Below are 18,507 nucleotides of genomic sequence, written 5' to 3'. Positions count from 1 at the left end.
GTTGTCGGCCATCCGGTCGTACGCCGCGGCGACATCGTCGAGGGGTGGGGCTCGGGGCACGCCCGCGACTCGCAGGACACGCTGGAGTTCAGCGCCCTGCGCGACATCGCGCCGGAGATCGAGACGTTCGCCCTCGACGATGTCGCCGCGGCGTACGACCGGATGGCCGACAACGAGGCGCGGTTCCGAGTCGTCTTGGAGCCGTAGGCGACGGGCGCGATCGCTTCCCGGCCTCGCGACGGGTTCGCCCACCCGTCTCGCCCCCGTCGCTCGCGGCGTCGTCGTCCCGGAGTCGTTGTTTTTATCATACAGTTGCCGATCGTATAAGACGGCGATGTCAGCAGACAAGCCCTCCACGGCCCTCACGTCGCGACAGCAGGTGGCTGTCGTCGTGCTGGCCGCGGCTCTGGTCGGCGCCGTGCTCGCTCCGAGCGTGTACGCGGCGACAAACGAACCGAGTGATACCGTCGCCGTCGTCGAGATAGAGGGGCCCGTCAACACGGCCCTCGCCGACGACGTTGAGAGCGAACTAGCGGACATCCGCGCCAACGAGTCCGTCGGCGCGGTCGTCCTCAAGCTGGACACGCCCGGCGGCGCGCCCGTCGCCTCCGAGCGGATGTACAAGGCGGTCCAGCGGACGAGCGATGACATGACCGTCATCGCGAGCGTCCAGTCGATCAGCGCCTCGGGCGGCTACTACGCGATGGCGCCCGCGGACGAGATCTACGTGCTCCCGACCTCGACGGTCGGCAGCATCGGCCTGAACGCTCCCGCGCCCCGAGCGTCGTCGACCGCGCTCGGGCCGAGCGGCCCCGACAAGGCCGGAAGTAACCCGACGCAGGCGTGGGCCGAACAACAGACGCTCGCGGACACGTTCATCAACGCGATGATGGCCGAGCGTAGCGACGAGTTCGAGATGCCCCGCGAGGAGGTCGCGAAGGCCGACACCTACCTCGGTACCGAGGCCGTTCAGAACGGCTTCGCCGATGAGATCGGCTCGCTCAACGAGGCGATTCACGCGGCTGCGACCGAGGAGGAACTCGGCGAGTACACGGTCGACACCCGCGAGACCGGACAGGAGTTCGGCATCCCCTTCCTCGTCCGGACCGACACCGGGATCGTCGCGATCCACGCGAACGACCCCGGGTACGCCGACGTGAAGCCGATGCCCTCGACGTACGTGTACACGCCCGCCGTCCCGCACGTCGACACGATCGAGCGGTTCTCCGAGACCGACGTGCGGACCGGCGGCGCGGCCTCGACCGAGCGCGGGACGCCGGGGAACGAGACGGCGCGGCTCAGCGGAGGTGTTGGCGCGTGACCCGCGTCGCCCCCCTCGCGGCCGCGTTCGTCGTGACCCTCGCGGCGGTCACCGGCGGCGCCGCGGTCGCCGGCTACGTGACCGCCGACGGCGCCGCGCCCGCACCGGCGATCCAGAACGACCACTACCAGAACCCAGACCTGATCGCGAACGACACGCCCGGGCAGGCGACGGTCGAGATGGACGCCTCGGCCGGCTCCCAGACCGTCCTCGTCGACCCTGGCGTCGAACCGGCCACCGCCCGTCCGGTGCTCCCCTTCAGCCTCATCGGGCTCGGCGGCGGCGGCGTCGCCGACCGGGACATCCGGCCGCTCGCGAACGCGCTCATCGAGAACGGCCACGAGGTGGGCGTGTACGTCCCCGATCCGGACCAGCAGCGACGGCCCGCGCGGCCCGGCGCCGAGGAGACGACTCAGCTCGGCGAGCGGCTCGCCGAGGCCGACGCGTTCGTGACGTTCCGGACCGACTACGAGCCGGACGAGCTCGACGCGATCGAGTCGTTCGTCGAGTCCGGCGGTCACGTCGTGCTCGCCACCGAGCCCGACGCGGCGTACTCGCAGCCGGGCGCGGCGTCTCTCGACGCGACGCTCGACGTCACGACCGAGGGTGGGTACGTGTACAACATGGAAGAGAACGACCTGAACTACCAGCGCGTGTACGCCGAGGCGACCGGCGACGCGTCGCTGACCGAGGGCGTCGACCGCGCGGTGTTCCCGTCGGCGACGCCCGTCGGGACGCCGGCCGGCGGCGCCGACGTGCTGCGCCCGATCGAGGGCAGCGAGCTCTCGACGACGCGCGCGCCCACGGACGCGCCGCTGTTAGTCCGCAACGACGAGGTCGTCATGATCGGCGACAGCGACTTCCTGTCGCCGGACAACGCCAGGCGCGCCGACAACGACGCGCTGATCGGTAACCTCGCGGACTTCCTCGTGACGAACGACCGGACGCCGCCCGGCGACGGCGGATCCACGGGCCCGACGCAGCCGGGGCCCGGCCAGCCGCCGACGAACGGCACCGCTGGCTGATCGGTCGGTCGGTCCGCGCCCGAGCGACTTCCGTCACCCTCTCATTTTTGCCGCCCGCGCCGGAAGCGAACTGTATGCGAGCAGCCGTCTTCAACGGTCCCGGCGACATCGGCGTGGAAGAGCGACCCCGGCCCGAGATCGAGGCGCCGACGGACGCGATCGTCCGCGTGACCCACACCGCGGTCTGCGGCTCCGACCTCTGGTTCTACCGCGGCGACAGCGAGCGCGACCCCGGCTCCCCGGTCGGCCACGAGCCGATGGGGATCGTCGAGGCGGTCGGAGAGGCCGTCACCTCGGTCGAGCCCGGCGACCGGGTGCTCGCGCCGTTCGCGATCTCCTGCGGCGAGTGCGAGTTCTGCCGGAAGGGGCTCCACACCTCCTGCGAGAACGGCGACTCCTGGGGCGGCGACAACGGCGGCGGGCAGGGCGAGTACGTCCGGTCGACCCACGCCGACGGGACGCTCGTGCGCGTGCCCGACCGCTACGCCGACGACGAGGACACGCTCCGCTCGCTGCTCCCGCTCACCGACGTGATGGGCACCGGCCACCACGCTGCGGTCAGCGCGGGCGTCGAGGCGGGGTCGACCGTGGCCGTCATCGGCGACGGCGCGGTCGGGCTCTGCGGCGTCCTCGCGGCGCGTCGGCTCGGCGCGGAGCGCATCGTCGCCGTCGGCCACCACGAGGACCGGCTCGAACTCGCCGAGGAGTTCGGCGCTACCGAGACCGTCTCCGAGCGCGGTGAGGCCGCGGTCGAGCGGATCCGAGAGCTCACCTACGGCGGGCCGAACCACGTGATGGAGTGCGTCGGCGCCGCGAGCGCGATGAACACCGCGATCGACGCCGTCCGTCCCGGCGGCACGATCGGGTACGTCGGCGTCCCCTACGGCGTCGAGGAGGAGGGGCTCGACGTGTTCGGGATGTTCGGACAGAACGTCACGCTCGCGGGCGGAGTCGCCCCGGTCCGCGCATACGCCGAGGAGCTGATGGCCGACGTGCTACAGGGAACGCTCGACCCCGCGCCGATCTTCACCGAGACGGTCGACCTCGACGGCGTCGCCGAGGGGTACCGGCTGATGGACGAGCGCGAGGCGATCAAGGTGCTGGTCAAGCCGTAGCGACCGCGGCTCGGTAGCCGTTAACTCGTTTTCGACCCGGCGAAAATACCCCGCGTAAGGTAGCTTTATTTTCATGGACGAGCGTGATAGATTCGACACAGATGACGGACGTTACCCTTCGCCGGACGCAGCTCGCGACCCCGGCGAGCGACGAGAAGATGATGCACTCAGCCGCCGACAGCGACGCCGACGAGGTGTTCCTCGACCTCGAGGACTCCGTGGCCCCCAACGCCAAGCCGGACGCCCGCGAGCCCCTCATCGAGGCGGCCCGCGAGGAGGACTGGAGCGACAAGGTCCTCAGCTTCCGGATGAACGGGATCGACACGGAGTGGTGGTACGACGACGTGATCACCGTCGTCGGCGCCGCGGGCGAGTCCATCGACGACATCATCATCCCCAAGGTGAAGTCCGCAAGCGACATTCACACCGTCGAGAACCTGCTCCGGCAGGTCGAGGTGAACAACGGGCTGGAGGTCGGCGCCATCGGCCTCGAGCCCCAGATCGAGGACGGCGAGGGGATCCACAACGTCCACGATATCGCGCACGCCTCCGACCGGCTCTCCTCGATCATCTTTGGGCCGGGAGACTACTCCGCGGCGATGGGCACGCCCGGGCTCGACATCGGCCAGTTCCCAGAGTACCCCGGCCACTACTGGCACCACGCGCTCTCCGAGTGTAACTCGGCGGCGAAGTCGGCCGGCCTGCCGTGTCTCGACGGCCCGTACGCCGACATCGAGGATGCCGACGGGTTCCGGCAGTCCGCCGAGCGCGCCAACATGATCGGCTGCGACGGCAAGTGGGCGATCCACCCATCGCAGATCGAGATCGGCAACGACGTGTTCGCGCCCGACCCGGAGACCGCAGAGCGCGCCAAGCGCATCGTCGACGCCTACGCCGAGGCGATGGAGGAGGGCAAAGGCGCCGTGAGCGTCGACGGCCAGATGGTCGACGAGGCGACCAACAAGATGGCCCAAGACATCGTCGAGACGGCCGAGGCCGCCGGGATCCTGTAAGGAGTCGCGTGCCGTACTCCCTGTTCTGGCGTCCGCTTTTTTGTGATTCGGAGCCACGCTGATGGTATGGGTGACGGCAGGTGGGGAGCGCTCGTTCACCACGTCGTCGCGGTGCCGACGTTCGTCGCGGCGTTCTGGCTCTTTCGGCTCTCCTCGCTCCCGGGACTCCCCGTGACGGTCGCCGGGCTCGAGTACGTGGCGCTCCGCGCCACGGGACGGAGGCGAACGGGCGATGGGGCTGGCTGCTGGTGTGGGTGGGCTACGCGGTGCCGTTCGGGCACGCCCTCGGAACGGAGGACGCGGGGCGGTTCGGCCGCCTCTTCGTTCTCGCGCTGATCACGGTGCTGGTCTGGGCGGTCGTCGAGGACCGTCCGCGTTCTTCGACGACGTCGACGTGGACGAGTGGCCCGGCGATGACGACGACGGGTGGTGACCGCCGAAGTACGCGCGTCGTCCGGTCCGGACGCACCGCCGCCTTCGGTGCCCGACCGCTCACAGGGGCTCGATCAGCTCGACGACGTGGCCGTCCGGGTCCTTCACGAAGGCGGTCCGGGCCCCCGCTTCCGGCTGGTCGCCCGGCTCCTTCACGACGCCGTGGTGGTCGATCGTCTCGAACGCGGCGTCCACGTCGTCGACGCCGACGGCGACGTGGTCGTAGCGGTCGCCGTCCGCGCTCGGCGCCGCGCCGTCCGTGTCAGACAGCTGGAACTCGACGCCGCCGTCGCCGGCGACGTACACGTTGCGCGTGTCGCCGTCGGCGGTCGTGAACTCCCAAGCGCGTTCGAACCCGAGCTGCTCGACGTACCAGTCCGCGGCGCGGTCGGCGTCCGCCACGTTGAGACACGTGTGGAGGATCTCCATGCGTCGTGCTGTCGCGGCGACGGCATAAATCCCGACGGCAAGCCGGAGGACGCCTCGGACGGACGCAGCAGAAGGACGCCTCGGACGGACGCAGCAGAAGGACGCCTCGGACGGACGCAGCGAGGCAACACGCGACGAGAGCGACCGCGCCCCGCCGAAACTATCATGAACAAAGGTTTTATTCTCTGTTCTCCCCCGGTCGTTATCATGGCAAGCGAGCCCACGAGGGGCGGTGACACACCTGCCCCGGACACGTCGGCGGCCGCGCTCGGCCACGATCGGCCGGACGTGCCCGCGTATCGGGCGCTCGCGGCGGACCTCCGCGAGCGCGTGACGGGCGAGGTCCAGTTCGACGAGTACGCGCAGGTGCTGTACGCCACGGACGGGAGCGTCTATCAGGCCCGGCCCGCCGGCGTCGTCGTCCCCCGCTCGATCGACGACGTGCGGGCGGCGATGGCGGTCGCGGCCGACCACGGCGTCCCCGTCATCCCGCGGGGGGCCGGCTCCTCGCTGGCCGGGCAGAGCGTCGGTCCGGGCTGTGTCGTCCTCGACTTCTCGACGCACATGGACGGGATCGTCGAGGTGCGCCCGGACGACCGGAGGGCGGTGGTCCAGCCCGGGGTCGTTCAGGACCGACTCGACGACCGGCTGGCGGAGGACGGGCTGAAGTTCGCGCCGGATCCGGCCTCCTCGGCGCGGGCGACGGTCGTCGGCGGCATCGGCAACAACTCCACCGGCGCGCACTCGGTCCGGTACGGGATCACCGACGCGTACACGGAGGAGCTGAAAGTCGTGCTCGCCGACGGGTCGCTGATCGAGACCCGCGAGGTCGTCCTCGACTCGCCGGAGTACGAGGCGATCGTCGAAGGGGACGACCGGGAGGCGGCGCTGTACGAGACGACCCGCGCGCTCGTCGAGGCGAACGAGGCCGCGATCGACGAGAAGTACCCGAACCTCAAGCGCTCCGTCTCCGGGTACAACCTCCACAAGGTGATCTACGAGAACGACGACGGCGAGCGGGTGATCAACCTCTCGAAGCTGTTCGTCGGCGCGGAGGGGACGCTCGGGACGATCGTCGAGGCGGAGGTGTCGCTCGTCACGCGACCCGAGGAGACGGCGCTCGCGCTGTACGCCTTCGACTCGCTGGTCGACGCGATGAAGGCGGTCCCGGAGGCGCTGGAGTTCCCCGTGAGCGCGGTCGAGCTGATGGACGACGAGGTGTTCTCGCTGGCGGCCGGGTCACAGGAGTTCGCGCAGTACGCGGAGCCGATCCCGGAGCGCGCGGCCGCGGCGCTCATGCTGGAGTGGGACTCGGAGCTGGTCGACGACTTCGCGGACGCGATCGCCGACACGACGGCGCACTTCGTCGCCGAGGGCGACGCGTTCGACGTACTGGAGGCGTACGCCCCCGAGGCCCAAGAAGACCTCTGGAAGCTCCGGAAGGCCGCCATCCCGCTCCTGATGAGCATGCGGGGCGACCCGAAGCCGTACCCGTTCATCGAGGACGCCACGGTCCCGCCCGAAGAGCTCGCGGAGTACGTCGGGCAGTTCGAGTCGGTCCTCGCGGATCATGACACCTCGGCGGCGTACTTCGCCCACGCCGGGAGCGGGACGCTCCACATCCGGCCCATCCTCTCGCTGAAAGAGGAGGAAGGCGTCGAGAAGATGCACTCCATCTCCGAGGACGTCACCGACCTCGTCTTGGAACACCACGGCGCCTTCTCGGGCGAACACGGCGACGGGCTCGCGCGCACGGAGTTCAACCCGAAGATGTACGGCGAAGCGCTGTGGGCGGCGTTCCAGGAACTCAAGTCGACGTTCGACCCCGAGTGGCGGATGAATCCCGGGAAGGTCGTCTACGTCGACGGCGACACCGCGGCCGAGCGGGACTATCCCGACACCGCCGCCGAGACGGACATGCGCGAGAACCTCCGGTACGGCCCCGCCTACGAGTCGATCGAGCCGCAGACCGAGCTGGACTTCTCCGACGAGGGCGGGTTCTCGCACCTCGTCGAGCTGTGTAACGGCTGCGGCACCTGCCGAGAGACCGACTCCGGCGTGATGTGTCCGACCTACCGCGCCTCCGAGGAGGAGGTCCAGTCGACCCGCGGCCGGGCGAACATGCTGCGGGCCGCGATCAGCGGGGAGCTCGACGACGACGAGATCCACTCCGACCGGTTCCAAGAGGAGGTGCTCGGGCTCTGCGTCGGCTGTAAGGGGTGTAAGAGCGACTGCCCCACGGGGGTCGACCTCGCGAAGCTCAAGGCCGAGGTGAAACACGACCACCACGAGCGGGAGGAGGCGGGCCTCCGCGAGCGCATCTTCCGCGACATCGACCGCCTCTCCGCGCTCGGCAGCGCGCTCGCCCCGCTCTCGAACGCGGCCACGAAGCTCCCGGGCGCCCGCAAGGTGATGGACGCGGTCGCGGGGATCGCCCCGGACCGCGAGCTCCCGACGTTCCGCGCCGAGAGCTTCGAGGAGTGGCTCGACGCGCGCGGGGGCTCGACGGTCGACCCCGCCGACGCGACCGACACGGTCGCGCTGTTCCCCGACACCTACACCAACTACAGCTACCCGGCCGCCGGCAAGGCCGCCGTTTCGGTGCTGGAGGCGGCCGGCGTCCGCGTCGAGGTGCCGGACAACCTCGCGCCCTCGGGCCGCGCGGCGTTCTCGACGGGATTCCTCGACGCGGCCCGCGAGCGCGCCGAGGCCAACGTCGCGGCGCTCGCGCCCCGCGTCCGCGACGGGCAGTCGGTCGTCTTCGTCGAGCCCTCGGACGCGGTGATGTTCCAGGACGAGTACCTCGACCTGCTCGACGGCGACGAGGTCAGAGCGGTGTCGGCCGCCGCGTGCGGCGTCCTGGAGTACCTCGACGCCGGCCGCGTGGACGAGCGGCTGGCGTTCGACGCGCCCGCGGAGTCGCTAACCTACCACGGCCACTGTAACCAGAAGGCGACGAACAAGGACCACCACGCGGTCGGCGTGCTGCGGCGCGCCGGCTACGACGTGTACCCGCTCGACTCCTCCTGTTGCGGGATGGCGGGGTCGTTCGGTTACGAGTCCGAACACTACGACCTCTCGGCGGCGATCGGTCGGATCCTCCTCGATCAGGTCGACGAGAGCGACGGCGAGACGGTGACCGCCCCGGGGGCCTCCTGCCGGTCACAGCTCGGCGACCGCGACGCCGCGGCCGCGGCCCCGCCGCACCCCATCGAGAAGGTCGCCGAGGCGGTCGCCGGGCCCGCGCCCGACGCGGGCGCCGACGCGACGACTCCGTCCTCGGCCGACGACTGAGCCGGCGTTACGGTCGACGCCCCCGCCGATCGGCCCGGCGTCCGCGACCGTCAGTTCGGCGCCCGGGCCGATCTGTCCGTCCCGTCGACACCGCGCTTTGCGGGCTCTCACCCCGCTTAACCGACGTAACGCTTATGAGCGAACAGACCTTGTCAATAGTTGCCATGTGCCACCATTACGACGAGGCGATGACCTGGGAGGAGGTCCGGGCACGCCATCGATCCGAGGAGCCGGACGAGGAACCCGACGCGATCCCCGACGCCGACGCGGTCGACGAGCCGGCGGGCGAGACGGAGGAGCCCGAGCCCCCGGCGGAGCCGCGCGCCCCGGCCGACGACTGACGCGGTCGGGCACGACCCCGCCTCGAACCCCGACAATCTTTTCGCGCGCCCGGAACGCCGAGCGGCGGTGCCGGCGTGCCTCGACCGCCGGCGCCAGCGTGCCTCGACCGCCGACGAAATCAAGCCGCTCGCGCCCGTCACGTCGGTATGGACCGCAACGCGGTGCGCCGCGCGTGGGACGAGGTCGCCGAGACGTACGCCGCCCGCCGCGACCCCGACGGTTCGGACGCGGCGCTGATCGACGACCTGCTCGACGCGCTGGCAAGTGACCCCGCGGTCGGCGACGGCGACCCGCTCGTCCTCGACGTCGGCTGCGGCGACGGCGCGCGCACGCTCGCGAACCTCCCGCCGGGCAGCGTCGGGATCGACATCTCTCGCCGGGGGCTCGACCTCGCCCGAGAGACCGTCCCCGAGGCCCGGCTCGTCCACGGCGAGATGTCGGCGCTCCCGTTCGCGGCCGACCGCTTCGACGCGGTCACGGCGTACCACGCGGTGTTTCACGTCGAGCGGGAGCGCCACCCCGAGGTGTACGCGGAGTTCGCCCGCGTCCTCCGTCCCGGCGGGCGACTCCTCACGACGCTGCCGGGCGGCCGCTTCGAGACGGTCCGGCGCGGCTGGATGGGCGGCGAGATGTTCTTCTCCGCACCTGGCCGCGAGCGCACGCTCGACCAGCTCCGCGCCGCGGGGTTCACCGAGGTCGAGACGCCGACCGCGACCGACCCGCTCGGCAGCAGCACCGAGTTCGCGCTCGCGACGCTCGGCGAGACACCCGACAGGGAAGCAAACTCGTGACCGACGCCGACGAGGTCCCTCACGACGTGCGAGCGAGCCTCGAACAGCTGCTCGTCGCGGCGTCGACCGCGGCGACCGAGGGCGACGAGCCGACTGCGCGGGCCGCCCTCGACACGGCCGAGACGGTAGCGACGAACAAGCTCCCGGCCGGCGAGCGCCGCGACCGCGTCCGGTGGGGCTGCGGGGCCGCGCTCGACGCCCTGCCGAACGGCGATCTCGCGGCCGCGTACGCGACGGCGACCGCTGAGGCCGTCACGGAGTAGGCGTCGCGTCGGCCACGAAACCACCGACCATTTTCACCAGCTCCGTTCCACGGCCGGGCACGGACCGGCGCGACGCGCGGTTCGTCCTCCTGAGTACCCTGCTCGCCGTCACGCTGCTAAACACGCTCGACGCCCCGACGGCGCGGTGGTTCCAGGCGGCGTCAGCCGCCCTGGCGGTCGCGACGCTGCTGTACGCCGGCTACGTCGTCTCGCGGCCCCTCCTCGCGTGGCTCCCCGCCCAGTAGCGCGGGCCGGCCCCCTCGCTTTTGCCCGTCGAGCGCGTTCTTTCGGGCATGCGCGTCGCCTCACTGCTGCCTTCCGCCACGGAGACGCTGTTCGCGCTCGGCGTCGAGCCGGTCGGCGTCTCTCACAGCTGCGACCACCCGCCCGCCGCCCGCGAGTTACCGACGCTGACGAGCACGGTCGTCGACCACGCGGACCGCTCGGCCGCCGACATCGACGAACAGATGCGCGCGGTCGACGGCGCGGTCTACGACCTCGACGAGGAGCGGCTCGCGGCCCTCGACCCCGACCTGCTGGTCACGCAGGCGACCTGCGACGTCTGCGCGGTCGACGCGAGCGAGGTCCGCGCGGCCGCCGAACGGCTCGACCCCGCGCCAGACGTGCTCGCGTGCGACCCGCACTCCTTCGCCGACGCGCTCGACGACGTGGTGCGGATCGGCGAGGCGGTCGACGCGACCGACGCCGCGAGCGCGCTCCGGGGCGACCTCCGCGATCGCGTCGACGCGGTCCGCGAGCGCGCCGAGCGCGCGGTCGCCGACGAGGGCCGCCCCCGAGTCGCCGTCCTCGACTGGACCGACCCGCCGATCCGCGCGGGCCACTGGGTTCGCGACATGGTCGAACTCGCGGGCGGCGACCCGTCGTTCCAGCCGGACGGCCCCTCGGAGCCGGTGGCGTGGGACGACGTGCGCGAGGTCGACCCCGAGGCCCTCGTCGTCGCGCCCTGCGGCTTCGACCGCGACCGGGCCGTCGACGCGGTCGGCGACCTCGCGGCGCGGCCCGGCTTCGACGACCTCGTAGCGGTCCGCCGCGACCGTGCTTACGCTGTCGACGGCAACGGGCTGTTCAACCGCCCGAGCCACCGGCTCGTCGACTCGCTGGAGGCGCTGTTCGCGTGTCTCCACCCCGAGCACGCCGCGACGCCGCCCGCCGCGCACGACCGGATCGCGCGCGTCGACGCGGCCGCGACGCCTTCGGTGCGCGCCGACGGCGGATAACGGCGACTGCGGTCCGGCGTTCTCGCCCCGCCACCGCTCTCAGAGACAGACGGGGACCGCTCGTTGAGCACGGAGCGGTGTCGTCAGCGGAGCGGAACGGCGAGCGCGTGCCGCCCCTCCGAACGGCGGTTTCGTCGAGACCATCGACTGCTTAGGACCTCTTTCTCCGGCTCGTTCCGACTGACCAACACATTTAATACTAAGTTGTAAAGTACGCTTTACTGTAAAGCGCGCTTTACGACGCCGCCGATTTACCGGAAACCACCAATGAACGACGATCTCCGCTCTCGAACGCATCGACAGGGAACCACCGCCGTTGACGGGAGTGAGCGCTGATGGCCACCGCACTCCTCGCGAGTATCGCCGTGTTCGTGGCTGCGCTCGCGGCCGGATTCGCCATCGAACGGCGGCTCGGCGACCACGCGACGCTGGAGGCGCTGCCCTGGTACCTCCAGCTGCTCGTGGGCGGCGTCGCCATCACCCCTCTCGTCCACTTCGAAGACCGGCTCGCCGTCGGGCCGATCGACGGCCTCGTGGTCGCGTTCGCCGTCTCGGCCGCGTGCTGGATCGCGCTGCCGGCCCTCCTCTCACAGCTGGTCGATCACGACGGGACCGCGGCGTCACAGGGGTGCTGACCGTGGACGTCGGCGCACACTACCGCCCCACTGACGGCGATCACGACCCCGGCGTCTATCGCGTCGTCGGGGCCACCGACGGCGCGACGCTCCTCCGGGTCGGCGACGCCGACGGTCGTCGGGTCCACACGGGAGCGGTGTGCCGCGTCACGGCGTCCGCTCTCCGGACCGAGTTCGAGCCCGCCGCGGACCCCGACGCGGGGCTGTCGCCGACCGGGGCCCTCCGAGACGCCGCACAGGGCCTGTACTGGAGCGTCCGGAGGTTCCTGCCGTGAGCGGCTCGTCCAGACAGGCCCGGATCCGCCGGTACCGCCGGCTGATGGGCGGTAGCGTCCTCGCCGGGACCCTCGGGTTTATTTCCGCCGAGTCTGTCGGGTACCCCGTCGTGGGAGTCGCGCTGTACTGGGCGGGGTTCGCCGGCTTTCTGGCGGTCTGGCAGGGGACCTCAGTCCCCCTGTTCGACGAGCGCGACCGCGCGCTCGAACGCCGGGCGATAGCCCTCGCTGCGACCGTCTTCACCTTGGGGATGATCCTGCTCTGGCCGACGATGGTGGTCCTCTCGGAGATCGACGTGTACACGCCGCCGCCGGCGTTCGACGGGGCGCTACTGGCGATCGCGGTCCAGTCGGGACTGTTCGCGCTCACCTACGGCTGGTTACGATACAGATGAAAAACAGCGTCAGGGAGCGCCGAGAGGAACGCGGTCTCAGCCAGGCCGACCTCGCGGACGCCGTCGACGTGTCCCGCCAGACGATCAACGCGATCGAGCGCGAGCGGTACGACCCCTCGCTCGAACTGGCGTTCAAACTCGCCGCACACTTCGACTGCCGGGTCGAGACGCTCTTCGACCCGACCCTCAATACGAACTGAGGCGACGCACGGTCGAGGGGCGCGCTCGAAACCGAACCGCCGCCGAGGCCGGCGGCTACGCGGCCTCGGTGGAGACGTTTACCGCCTCGCCCTCAGCCGAAATACGGAGGCTCTCGACGGTCGTTGACTCACCGACGACGAGCCCCAGCGTCTCCTCGTCCACCCGCACGACCCGGTATGCGATGTCCGACGGTCGGCCGATCGGATCGGTGGCGGCCGCGAGCCCGTCGACGTGGGACTCCAGCGCCGTTTCGAGATCGGAGGCGTTCGCGGCGTCGTCCATCCGCACGATCCAGACGTAGTCGTCACCGCGCCGCAGGAGCGTGTCGTTGCCCCACCCCGCCGCGGCCTCGGCAGCGCGCGATTCTGCCACCCCCTCCGTCAGCGCGACCTGGAGGCGGAGCTCGCCGACGGTCCCGCGGGATTGCCACTTCTCTCCGGCTCGGACTGACAGGGGAACCGGCGGCGCTTCGTCGGGTCGCAGCCCGTGAACGAGCTGCTCCGTCGTCTCCGGGGGCGTCTCGTACACGGCCGGCAGCTGTCGCGGCGACTCGGCGCGGGCCGCGACGTGGCGATAGCCGTAATAGTAGCCGGCCCTGGACAGCTTCCAGGCGTTCGGTCTGGCCCGCTCGTAGGCCGCCCGGCGCTCGGCCCTGAGATCGATCCCCTCCAGGTAGCGCTCGGCGTAGACATCGGCGACGTACTCTGCGGCCCCCTCGCGGACGGCGGCGAACATCCCCGGTGAGACGTTCGCCTGAACCTGTGTCAGTTCCTCGTCGGTCAAACAGAAATCGGTCTCGATCTGGACGACGTGTACGTACTCGTGGGCGAGCGTGGCCTCGACGTCAGCGACGGGGTCGTCCCCGCCGATCCCCACGTTCACTCTCGAGTAATTACCGTCGGTGAAATCCGGGGGAGCGACGTAGCCGTCGGGGCTGGTCAGCGTCACGTCTCGACTCTGGTTCTCGTTTAAGCCGATTAGGTTGCCGAAGCGGTCCATGTTCCCGTCCAGATCGGTCTGCGAGAAGGTCTGCTCGCTGGCCGGAGCGACCCTGACAACAGGGGCGGGAACCTCCGCGGGCGACAGTCCGTGGAGGTCGAGCACGCGCAGCCAGACCACGGTTGCGTTCACCGGGAGCCTGTCTCCGTCACCTCGGACCTCGACCCGGGAGGCGTCGGGAGGCGCAGTGCTGGCTACCGACTCGGGAGTCTCGGCCCCCGTGGCCCCGCGGCAGACGTCGTCTGCCGGCGCCGACCCGAGTCCGAGCGACCCGCCGCATCCCGCGAGTACCACGCAGAGGGCGAGGAGGGCACCGTACCGCATCGTGAACGCCCTGAGTCTCGTCGATAATAAAATTCGGTCTGCTCAGGTGCCGTCTCGCGGGTCCGCCCGGCCGTCGCGGCGTATCTCAGTAGAGCCGGTGATCACGACCGGCCGGTCAGGTCTCCGCCCGCTCGCGCAGCGCCGACAGCGTCCCGGCCTCGCGGAGGTCGTCGACCGCGCAGTACCACGCGCCGCGCACGCCGTTCAGGTCGTTCTCGACCGGGCGCTCCAGCGGCACGAGGTCGTCGAACTCGAAGACGACGACCACGCGCTCCTCCGAAAACGGGTCGATGAGCGCCTTCCAGTCGGCCTCGTCCATCGGGCCGGGCTCACCGCGGGTCTGCTCGGTGCGGGCCGTGACGCGGGCGTAGTGCGTGACCGCCGACACCGGTTCGGTCCGGTAGAAGGCCATGTACGCGAAGTCGGCGCGGGTGCGGTCATACGAGCGCGGCGCGGGGTAGAAGCCGGCGCGACAGCGCTCGAAGGTGTCCGGCTGGGTCGCGACGACGCAGACGCGGGCGTCGCTGGGCGCGTCGTCGTCGGGGGCGTCCGCCGCGAACTGGTCGAGGTCCATGTCCGCGTTGGGGCGCGAGCGCGGATATATGCCCGCTCGGCTCGTACCCCGGATCAATGGCACGGAGCGCGGCGAGCGCGAGCGATGGTCCCCGCAAGCGCGACGAGACCCGGAGCGCGGACGACGACGCGTCGACGGACGGGCTGACCGGCCCGCCCGCCCTCTCGGTCGAGCGGCTCACGAAGCGGTTCGGCGACGGCGACGACGCGGTGACGGCGGTCGACGACGTGAGTCTCGCGGTCGAGCGCGGCTCCGTCGTCGGGCTGCTCGGACCGAACGGCGCGGGTAAGACGACGCTGATCAAGTGCGCGCTGGGCATCGTCGTCCCCGACGCGGGGTCGGTCCGGATGTTCGGCAACGACGTGGGCGACGGCCGCCGCGCAGCTTACGCCGACGTGGACGCGATGTTGGAGGGCGCGCGCAACGACTACTGGCGGCTCACGGTCCGGGAGAACCTCCGGTACTTCGCGACGATCAGCGGAGTCGACCCCGACTCCGTGGCGGCGCGTCACGACCGCCTGCTCGACCGGCTCGACCTGGCCGACAAGGCGGACACGCCCGTTCGGGACCTCTCGCGCGGCATGAAACAGAAGGTGTCGCTGGCGAGCGTGCTGGCGGGCGGCGCGGAGCTGGTCTTCCTCGACGAGCCGACGCTCGGGCTCGACGTAGAGAGCGCGCGGACGCTCCGGGCCGAGTTACGCCGGCTGGCGGTCGAGGAGGGGCTCACCATCGTCGTCAGCAGCCACGACATGACGACGATCGAGGCGGTGTGCGACCGCGTCGTCATGCTGTCGAACGGGCGGATCGTCGCGGACGACAGCGTGGAGGCGCTGCTCGGCGCGGCCGCGAGCGACGCGGTGCGCGTGGCCAGCCCGGACCTCGACGCCGAGGCGGTCGCGGGCCTCCGCGAGGCGTTCGAGGTCCTCGACGTCGACCGCGAGGCGCGCCCGCCCGCGGTGACGGTTGCGGCCGGCGGCGACCGGCTGTACGACCTGACCGACGCGCTGCGGGCGGCCGGCGTCACCGTCTCGGACATCCGCACGGTCCAGCCCGACCTCGAAGAGGTGTTCCTCGAACGCACGGGGAGCGACCTCGGCGCCCCGTCCGGGGGTGACCGGCGATGAGCGCGGACACGAGCCCGCCGGAGGATCCGGGCGGCGCGGCCGCGGCCGAACCCGGCGACGGAGTGCGGCCGGACGACGAGCCCCGGCCGGCCACCTACTACCACTTGGCGCGGGCGGTCCTCTATCGGGAGTTCCTGATCTTCGTGCGGTACCCGGCCAACGCGATCGGCGGGATCGTGGTGTCGCTGTTCTTCTTCGCCGCGCTGTTCCTCGGCGGGCAGCTGCTCGCCGGACAGGCGCTGGCGGACTCGATCGAGGGGATCGTCGTCGGCTACTTCCTGTGGACGCTGTCGGTGGGCGCGTACTCCTCGGTGTCGAACGACATCGGCAGCGAAGTGCAGTGGGGGACCCTCGAACGCCACATCACCACGCCGTTCGGCTTCGCGCCCGTCGCCCTGCTGAAGGGGGTCGCGAAGGTGGTGCGCACTTTCCTCACGAGCGCGGTGATCCTCGCCGTGATGCTCCTCGCGACCGGGACGCGGCTCAGCCTCGCGCCGGTGACGGTGGTCGCCGTCGCCGGGCTGTCGATCGTCTCGGTCCTCGGGCTCGGCTTCGCCGCGGGCGGCGTGACGGTGCTGTACAAGCGGATCGGCAACTGGCTCAACCTCCTCCAGTTCGGGTTCGTCGGGCTGATCTCGGCGCCCGTCTTCGATCTCCCGTGGACGCGCGTCCTCCCCTTGGCGCACGGCAGCGCGATGCTCCAGCGCGCGATGGTCGACGGGACCCGACTGTGGGAGTTCCCGCCCGCCGACCTGGCGCTGCTCGTCGCGGTCGCCGGGGGCTACCTCGCCGGAGGATACCTCGTCTTCCAGCTGGCGACGCGCCGAGCGCGGCGGCTCGGCGTGCTCGGCGACTACTGAGCGTCGTCGTCGGCCGCCGTCATCACGGCGTACGTCAGCGCCACGGGGATCGCCGCGCCGAGCGCGCCGGTCGGGACCAGCGAGGTCGGCGCCCCGACCAACAGCAACAGTCCGACCGCGACGCCCGCCGCCGCGACGCCGGCGAGGAACACCCGTCCGGACTTACGCATACCCGAACGACGTTCGCGGCGGCATATGTGCGTGTCGGGTCGGGACCTCCCCTCGTCGAGTCGGAGCCACCCGGTTCACTCCCGCGCGGCCGACACGGCCTCGACCACCGCCCGCGCGTTCGCGGCGATCCGGTCGTACGCCCCCGCCTCGATCGCGTCGTGATCGACGATGGCGCCGCCGACCCCGACCGCCGCCGCGCCAGCCTCGACGTACGCGCCGGCGTCGTCCGCCGTCACGCCGCCGGTCGGGACGAGCGGGACCTGCGAGAGGGGCCCGCCGAGCGCCGCGACGTGGGCGGGACCGCCGGTCTTCGCCGGGAACACCTTCACGAAGTCCGCGCCGGCCTCGAACGCCTCGATCGCCTCTGTCGGCGTGTACGCGCCGGCCGCGATCGGCGTCCCGTACCGGTTCGCGGTCCGGATCACCTCCCGGTTCACCGTCGGCGTCACGACGAACTCGGCGCCGGCGAGCTGCGCCGCGCGGGCGGTCTCCGCGTCGAGGACGGTGCCGACCCCGACCGCGGCGTCGTCGACGCGCTCGGCGACCGCCTCGATCGCGGCCGTCACGTCCGGCGTGTCCGCCGTCACCTCTAGGGCCGTCACGCCGCCGTCGGTGACGGCGTCGGCGACCGCCGGGGCCTCTTCGACGCCGACGCCGCGGAGGATGGCGATCACGCCGGCGTCCGTGATCCGGTCGAGTCGGTCGGTTCGCATGGCGAGTATCTTTCGGGGAGGGGTATTAAATTGAACCGTGTTGAGCGCGGTCGCGCCGCGTCACAACAGTTCGAGTTCAATAGTCTTCGCGGCGCTGGAGACGAGTCCGGCTGTGTCTTCTTCCAACCGCTTCCCCTGCATCTCGTCTGACGGGCCGGAGACGCTGACCGCGCCCACAGGGTCGCCGTCGACGACGACAGGGGAGGCGGCGCACTGCCAGTCCGGGTCGAGTTCGCCGCGGTCGAACGCGATGTTCCGGTCCCTGATAGACCGAAGTTCGGAGCGGAGCGTCGCCCGGTCGGTCACTGTCCGGTCGGTTTTCGGGTCGAGGCCGTGACGGCCGACGTACTCGTCGACCGCGTCCGCCGACCGGAACGCGAGGATCGCCTTGCCGGCCGCGGCGGCATGGAGCTTGACGCTCCCACCGACCGAGATCGGGTGGTCTCGGGCGCCGATTCGATGTAGATAGACGGCGTCCGCGTTCTCCGGAACCACGAGGTTCGCGACCGCGTTTGTGTTCCGCGCCAGTTTTCGTATCTCGCTTTGCGCCGCCTGATAGACGGGATTGCGTTCTCTCGTCCCGAACCCGATCCGCAGGAATCGATGGGTGAGCTCGTAGGTCCCGTTGGTGTTCTTCACGTAACCGAGCGTACGGAGCGTCGAGAGGTGGTTGTGAACCGCGCTTTTCGAGACGTCCATCGCGTCGGCTAACTCGGTGACTCCGGCGCCGTCACGGTCGTATAGTTCCTCGACGATCTGCATGGACGTCTCCGTCGCCTGAACAGTGATGGTGTCCGTATCTCCCATCGTTTCTGAGAGTGGTATGAGAGACAGCGGTATAACACTTGTTTAGTATAGGAGAACACAGTCACGGATAAGAGTATTATATTATGGTTGTAGTCTATAAATTAATTACATTATGCTCACACTATTGGGTTCGGACGGAACAAATTCGAAAAAACGCATATATACC

Annotated in this window: 22 protein-coding genes and 1 pseudogene; 17 read left to right on the top strand and 6 right to left on the bottom strand. The window is 70.7% G+C overall.

Annotated elements, in window-relative coordinates:
* From EXE41_RS13340 to EXE41_RS13315, 6 genes and pseudogenes are all read left to right on the top strand, one after another.
* Window positions 1-207, top strand: a pseudogene (locus EXE41_RS13340) (alcohol dehydrogenase); the annotation flags it as partial.
* Between the two features lie 127 nt (window positions 208-334).
* Window positions 335-1,321 carry a S49 family peptidase gene (locus EXE41_RS13335; RefSeq protein ID WP_049931860.1) on the top strand — a complete coding sequence of 329 codons (987 nt, stop codon included), beginning with the start codon at window positions 335-337 and terminating at the stop codon, window positions 1,319-1,321.
* A complete protein-coding gene (locus EXE41_RS13330; protein WP_094495430.1) occupies window positions 1,318-2,346 on the top strand; it encodes a DUF4350 domain-containing protein in 1,029 nt (342 codons plus the stop codon). Before EXE41_RS13335 ends, EXE41_RS13330 begins: the two co-directional genes overlap by 4 nt.
* Before the next feature lie 74 nt (window positions 2,347-2,420).
* Window positions 2,421-3,461 carry a zinc-dependent alcohol dehydrogenase family protein gene (locus EXE41_RS13325; RefSeq protein ID WP_049931862.1) on the top strand — a complete coding sequence of 347 codons (1,041 nt, stop codon included), beginning with the start codon at window positions 2,421-2,423 and terminating at the stop codon, window positions 3,459-3,461.
* A gap of 101 nt (window positions 3,462-3,562) precedes the next feature.
* Window positions 3,563-4,474 (top strand): CoA ester lyase, encoded by a 912-nt coding sequence (locus EXE41_RS13320; RefSeq protein ID WP_049931863.1) that lies wholly within the window; start codon window positions 3,563-3,565, stop codon window positions 4,472-4,474.
* Window positions 4,475-4,540: 66 nt separating this feature from the next.
* Window positions 4,541-4,810, top strand: coding sequence for a hypothetical protein (locus EXE41_RS13315; protein WP_137691274.1), 270 nt, complete (start codon window positions 4,541-4,543; stop codon window positions 4,808-4,810).
* Window positions 4,811-4,966: 156 nt separating this feature from the next.
* Here the strand turns inward: EXE41_RS13315 and EXE41_RS13310 are convergent, their stop codons facing one another.
* Window positions 4,967-5,335: a VOC family protein gene (locus EXE41_RS13310; RefSeq protein WP_049931864.1), complete on the bottom strand. Its 369-nt coding sequence runs from the start codon at window positions 5,333-5,335 to the stop codon at window positions 4,967-4,969.
* Between the two features lie 207 nt (window positions 5,336-5,542).
* On the opposite strand from EXE41_RS13310, the gene EXE41_RS13305 reads away from it, so the two are divergent.
* From EXE41_RS13305 to EXE41_RS13265, 9 genes are all read left to right on the top strand, one after another.
* Window positions 5,543-8,629 carry an FAD-binding and (Fe-S)-binding domain-containing protein gene (locus tag EXE41_RS13305; protein ID WP_137691273.1) on the top strand — a complete coding sequence of 1,029 codons (3,087 nt, stop codon included), beginning with the start codon at window positions 5,543-5,545 and terminating at the stop codon, window positions 8,627-8,629.
* 164 nt (window positions 8,630-8,793) lie between these two features.
* Window positions 8,794-8,970: a hypothetical protein gene (locus tag EXE41_RS19345; RefSeq protein ID WP_198943843.1), complete on the top strand. Its 177-nt coding sequence runs from the start codon at window positions 8,794-8,796 to the stop codon at window positions 8,968-8,970.
* Window positions 8,971-9,117: 147 nt separating this feature from the next.
* On the top strand, window positions 9,118-9,762 hold the full coding sequence (locus EXE41_RS13300) for a class I SAM-dependent methyltransferase (RefSeq protein WP_094494342.1): 645 nt from the start codon (window positions 9,118-9,120) through the stop codon (window positions 9,760-9,762).
* Complete coding sequence (locus EXE41_RS13295; RefSeq protein ID WP_086215456.1) at window positions 9,759-10,025, top strand: hypothetical protein; 267 nt, start codon at window positions 9,759-9,761, stop codon at window positions 10,023-10,025. Before EXE41_RS13300 ends, EXE41_RS13295 begins: the two co-directional genes overlap by 4 nt.
* A gap of 293 nt (window positions 10,026-10,318) precedes the next feature.
* Complete coding sequence (locus EXE41_RS13285; RefSeq protein ID WP_137691272.1) at window positions 10,319-11,263, top strand: ABC transporter substrate-binding protein; 945 nt, start codon at window positions 10,319-10,321, stop codon at window positions 11,261-11,263.
* Between the two features lie 335 nt (window positions 11,264-11,598).
* Window positions 11,599-11,898, top strand: coding sequence for a hypothetical protein (locus tag EXE41_RS13280; protein WP_137691271.1), 300 nt, complete (start codon window positions 11,599-11,601; stop codon window positions 11,896-11,898).
* 2 nt (window positions 11,899-11,900) lie between these two features.
* Complete coding sequence (locus tag EXE41_RS13275; RefSeq protein ID WP_199234019.1) at window positions 11,901-12,173, top strand: hypothetical protein; 273 nt, start codon at window positions 11,901-11,903, stop codon at window positions 12,171-12,173.
* Window positions 12,170-12,568 (top strand): hypothetical protein, encoded by a 399-nt coding sequence (locus EXE41_RS13270; protein WP_094580528.1) that lies wholly within the window; start codon window positions 12,170-12,172, stop codon window positions 12,566-12,568. The genes EXE41_RS13275 and EXE41_RS13270 overlap by 4 nt, the downstream gene beginning before the upstream one ends.
* Window positions 12,565-12,768, top strand: a complete 204-nt coding sequence (locus EXE41_RS13265; RefSeq protein ID WP_094521480.1) for a helix-turn-helix transcriptional regulator — start codon at window positions 12,565-12,567, stop codon at window positions 12,766-12,768. The genes EXE41_RS13270 and EXE41_RS13265 overlap by 4 nt, the downstream gene beginning before the upstream one ends.
* A gap of 55 nt (window positions 12,769-12,823) precedes the next feature.
* Here the strand turns inward: EXE41_RS13265 and EXE41_RS13260 are convergent, their stop codons facing one another.
* Entirely contained in the window at window positions 12,824-14,092 is a 1,269-nt protein-coding gene (locus EXE41_RS13260; RefSeq protein WP_094583634.1) for a hypothetical protein, read from the bottom strand.
* Between the two features lie 115 nt (window positions 14,093-14,207).
* On the bottom strand, window positions 14,208-14,666 hold the full coding sequence (locus EXE41_RS13255; protein WP_137691269.1) for a hypothetical protein: 459 nt from the start codon (window positions 14,664-14,666) through the stop codon (window positions 14,208-14,210).
* Between the two features lie 56 nt (window positions 14,667-14,722).
* Between EXE41_RS13255 and EXE41_RS13250 the strand changes: the two genes are divergently transcribed.
* A complete protein-coding gene (locus EXE41_RS13250) occupies window positions 14,723-15,790 on the top strand; it encodes an ABC transporter ATP-binding protein (RefSeq protein ID WP_137691268.1) in 1,068 nt (355 codons plus the stop codon).
* The gene (locus tag EXE41_RS13245; protein WP_049931883.1) at window positions 15,787-16,650 is read left to right on the top strand and encodes an ABC transporter permease; all 864 of its coding nucleotides are present in this window, start codon (window positions 15,787-15,789) and stop codon (window positions 16,648-16,650) included. Before EXE41_RS13250 ends, EXE41_RS13245 begins: the two co-directional genes overlap by 4 nt.
* Here EXE41_RS13245 and EXE41_RS19110 read toward each other — a convergent pair.
* The 3 genes from EXE41_RS19110 to EXE41_RS13235 form a co-directional block, all read right to left on the bottom strand.
* Window positions 16,644-16,820: a hypothetical protein gene (locus EXE41_RS19110; RefSeq protein WP_155120039.1), complete on the bottom strand. Its 177-nt coding sequence runs from the start codon at window positions 16,818-16,820 to the stop codon at window positions 16,644-16,646. The genes EXE41_RS13245 and EXE41_RS19110 overlap by 7 nt on opposite strands.
* 75 nt (window positions 16,821-16,895) lie before the next feature.
* Complete coding sequence (locus tag EXE41_RS13240; protein WP_137691267.1) at window positions 16,896-17,534, bottom strand: bifunctional 4-hydroxy-2-oxoglutarate aldolase/2-dehydro-3-deoxy-phosphogluconate aldolase; 639 nt, start codon at window positions 17,532-17,534, stop codon at window positions 16,896-16,898.
* Between the two features lie 60 nt (window positions 17,535-17,594).
* Entirely contained in the window at window positions 17,595-18,341 is a 747-nt protein-coding gene (locus tag EXE41_RS13235; protein ID WP_137691266.1) for an IclR family transcriptional regulator, read from the bottom strand.
* Window positions 18,342-18,507 lie beyond the last annotated feature (166 nt).

The sequence above is a fragment of the Halorubrum sp. SD690R genome (assembly GCF_005435035.1).
Taxonomy (GTDB): Archaea; Halobacteriota; Halobacteria; order Halobacteriales; family Haloferacaceae; genus Halorubrum; species Halorubrum ezzemoulense.
This window is presented reverse-complemented; position numbering and strand designations above follow the sequence as displayed.

Coding starts and splice junctions, on each gene's coding strand:
- EXE41_RS13320 (WP_049931863.1), top strand. CDS start 3,563: ATGACGGACGTTACCCTTCGCCGGACGCAGCTCGCGACCCCGGCGAGC.
- EXE41_RS13285 (WP_137691272.1), top strand. CDS start 10,319: ATGCGCGTCGCCTCACTGCTGCCTTCCGCCACGGAGACGCTGTTCGCG.
- EXE41_RS13245 (WP_049931883.1), top strand. CDS start 15,787: ATGAGCGCGGACACGAGCCCGCCGGAGGATCCGGGCGGCGCGGCCGCG.
- EXE41_RS13335 (WP_049931860.1), top strand. CDS start 335: ATGTCAGCAGACAAGCCCTCCACGGCCCTCACGTCGCGACAGCAGGTG.
- EXE41_RS13280 (WP_137691271.1), top strand. CDS start 11,599: ATGGCCACCGCACTCCTCGCGAGTATCGCCGTGTTCGTGGCTGCGCTC.
- EXE41_RS13300 (WP_094494342.1), top strand. CDS start 9,118: ATGGACCGCAACGCGGTGCGCCGCGCGTGGGACGAGGTCGCCGAGACG.
- EXE41_RS13240 (WP_137691267.1), bottom strand. CDS start 17,534: ATGCGAACCGACCGACTCGACCGGATCACGGACGCCGGCGTGATCGCC.
- EXE41_RS13265 (WP_094521480.1), top strand. CDS start 12,565: ATGAAAAACAGCGTCAGGGAGCGCCGAGAGGAACGCGGTCTCAGCCAG.
- EXE41_RS13235 (WP_137691266.1), bottom strand. CDS start 18,341: ATGGGAGATACGGACACCATCACTGTTCAGGCGACGGAGACGTCCATG.
- EXE41_RS13325 (WP_049931862.1), top strand. CDS start 2,421: ATGCGAGCAGCCGTCTTCAACGGTCCCGGCGACATCGGCGTGGAAGAG.
- EXE41_RS19345 (WP_198943843.1), top strand. CDS start 8,794: ATGTGCCACCATTACGACGAGGCGATGACCTGGGAGGAGGTCCGGGCA.
- EXE41_RS19110 (WP_155120039.1), bottom strand. CDS start 16,820: ATGCGTAAGTCCGGACGGGTGTTCCTCGCCGGCGTCGCGGCGGCGGGC.
- EXE41_RS13250 (WP_137691268.1), top strand. CDS start 14,723: ATGGCACGGAGCGCGGCGAGCGCGAGCGATGGTCCCCGCAAGCGCGAC.
- EXE41_RS13260 (WP_094583634.1), bottom strand. CDS start 14,092: ATGCGGTACGGTGCCCTCCTCGCCCTCTGCGTGGTACTCGCGGGATGC.
- EXE41_RS13315 (WP_137691274.1), top strand. CDS start 4,541: ATGGGTGACGGCAGGTGGGGAGCGCTCGTTCACCACGTCGTCGCGGTG.
- EXE41_RS13255 (WP_137691269.1), bottom strand. CDS start 14,666: ATGGACCTCGACCAGTTCGCGGCGGACGCCCCCGACGACGACGCGCCC.
- EXE41_RS13310 (WP_049931864.1), bottom strand. CDS start 5,335: ATGGAGATCCTCCACACGTGTCTCAACGTGGCGGACGCCGACCGCGCC.
- EXE41_RS13305 (WP_137691273.1), top strand. CDS start 5,543: ATGGCAAGCGAGCCCACGAGGGGCGGTGACACACCTGCCCCGGACACG.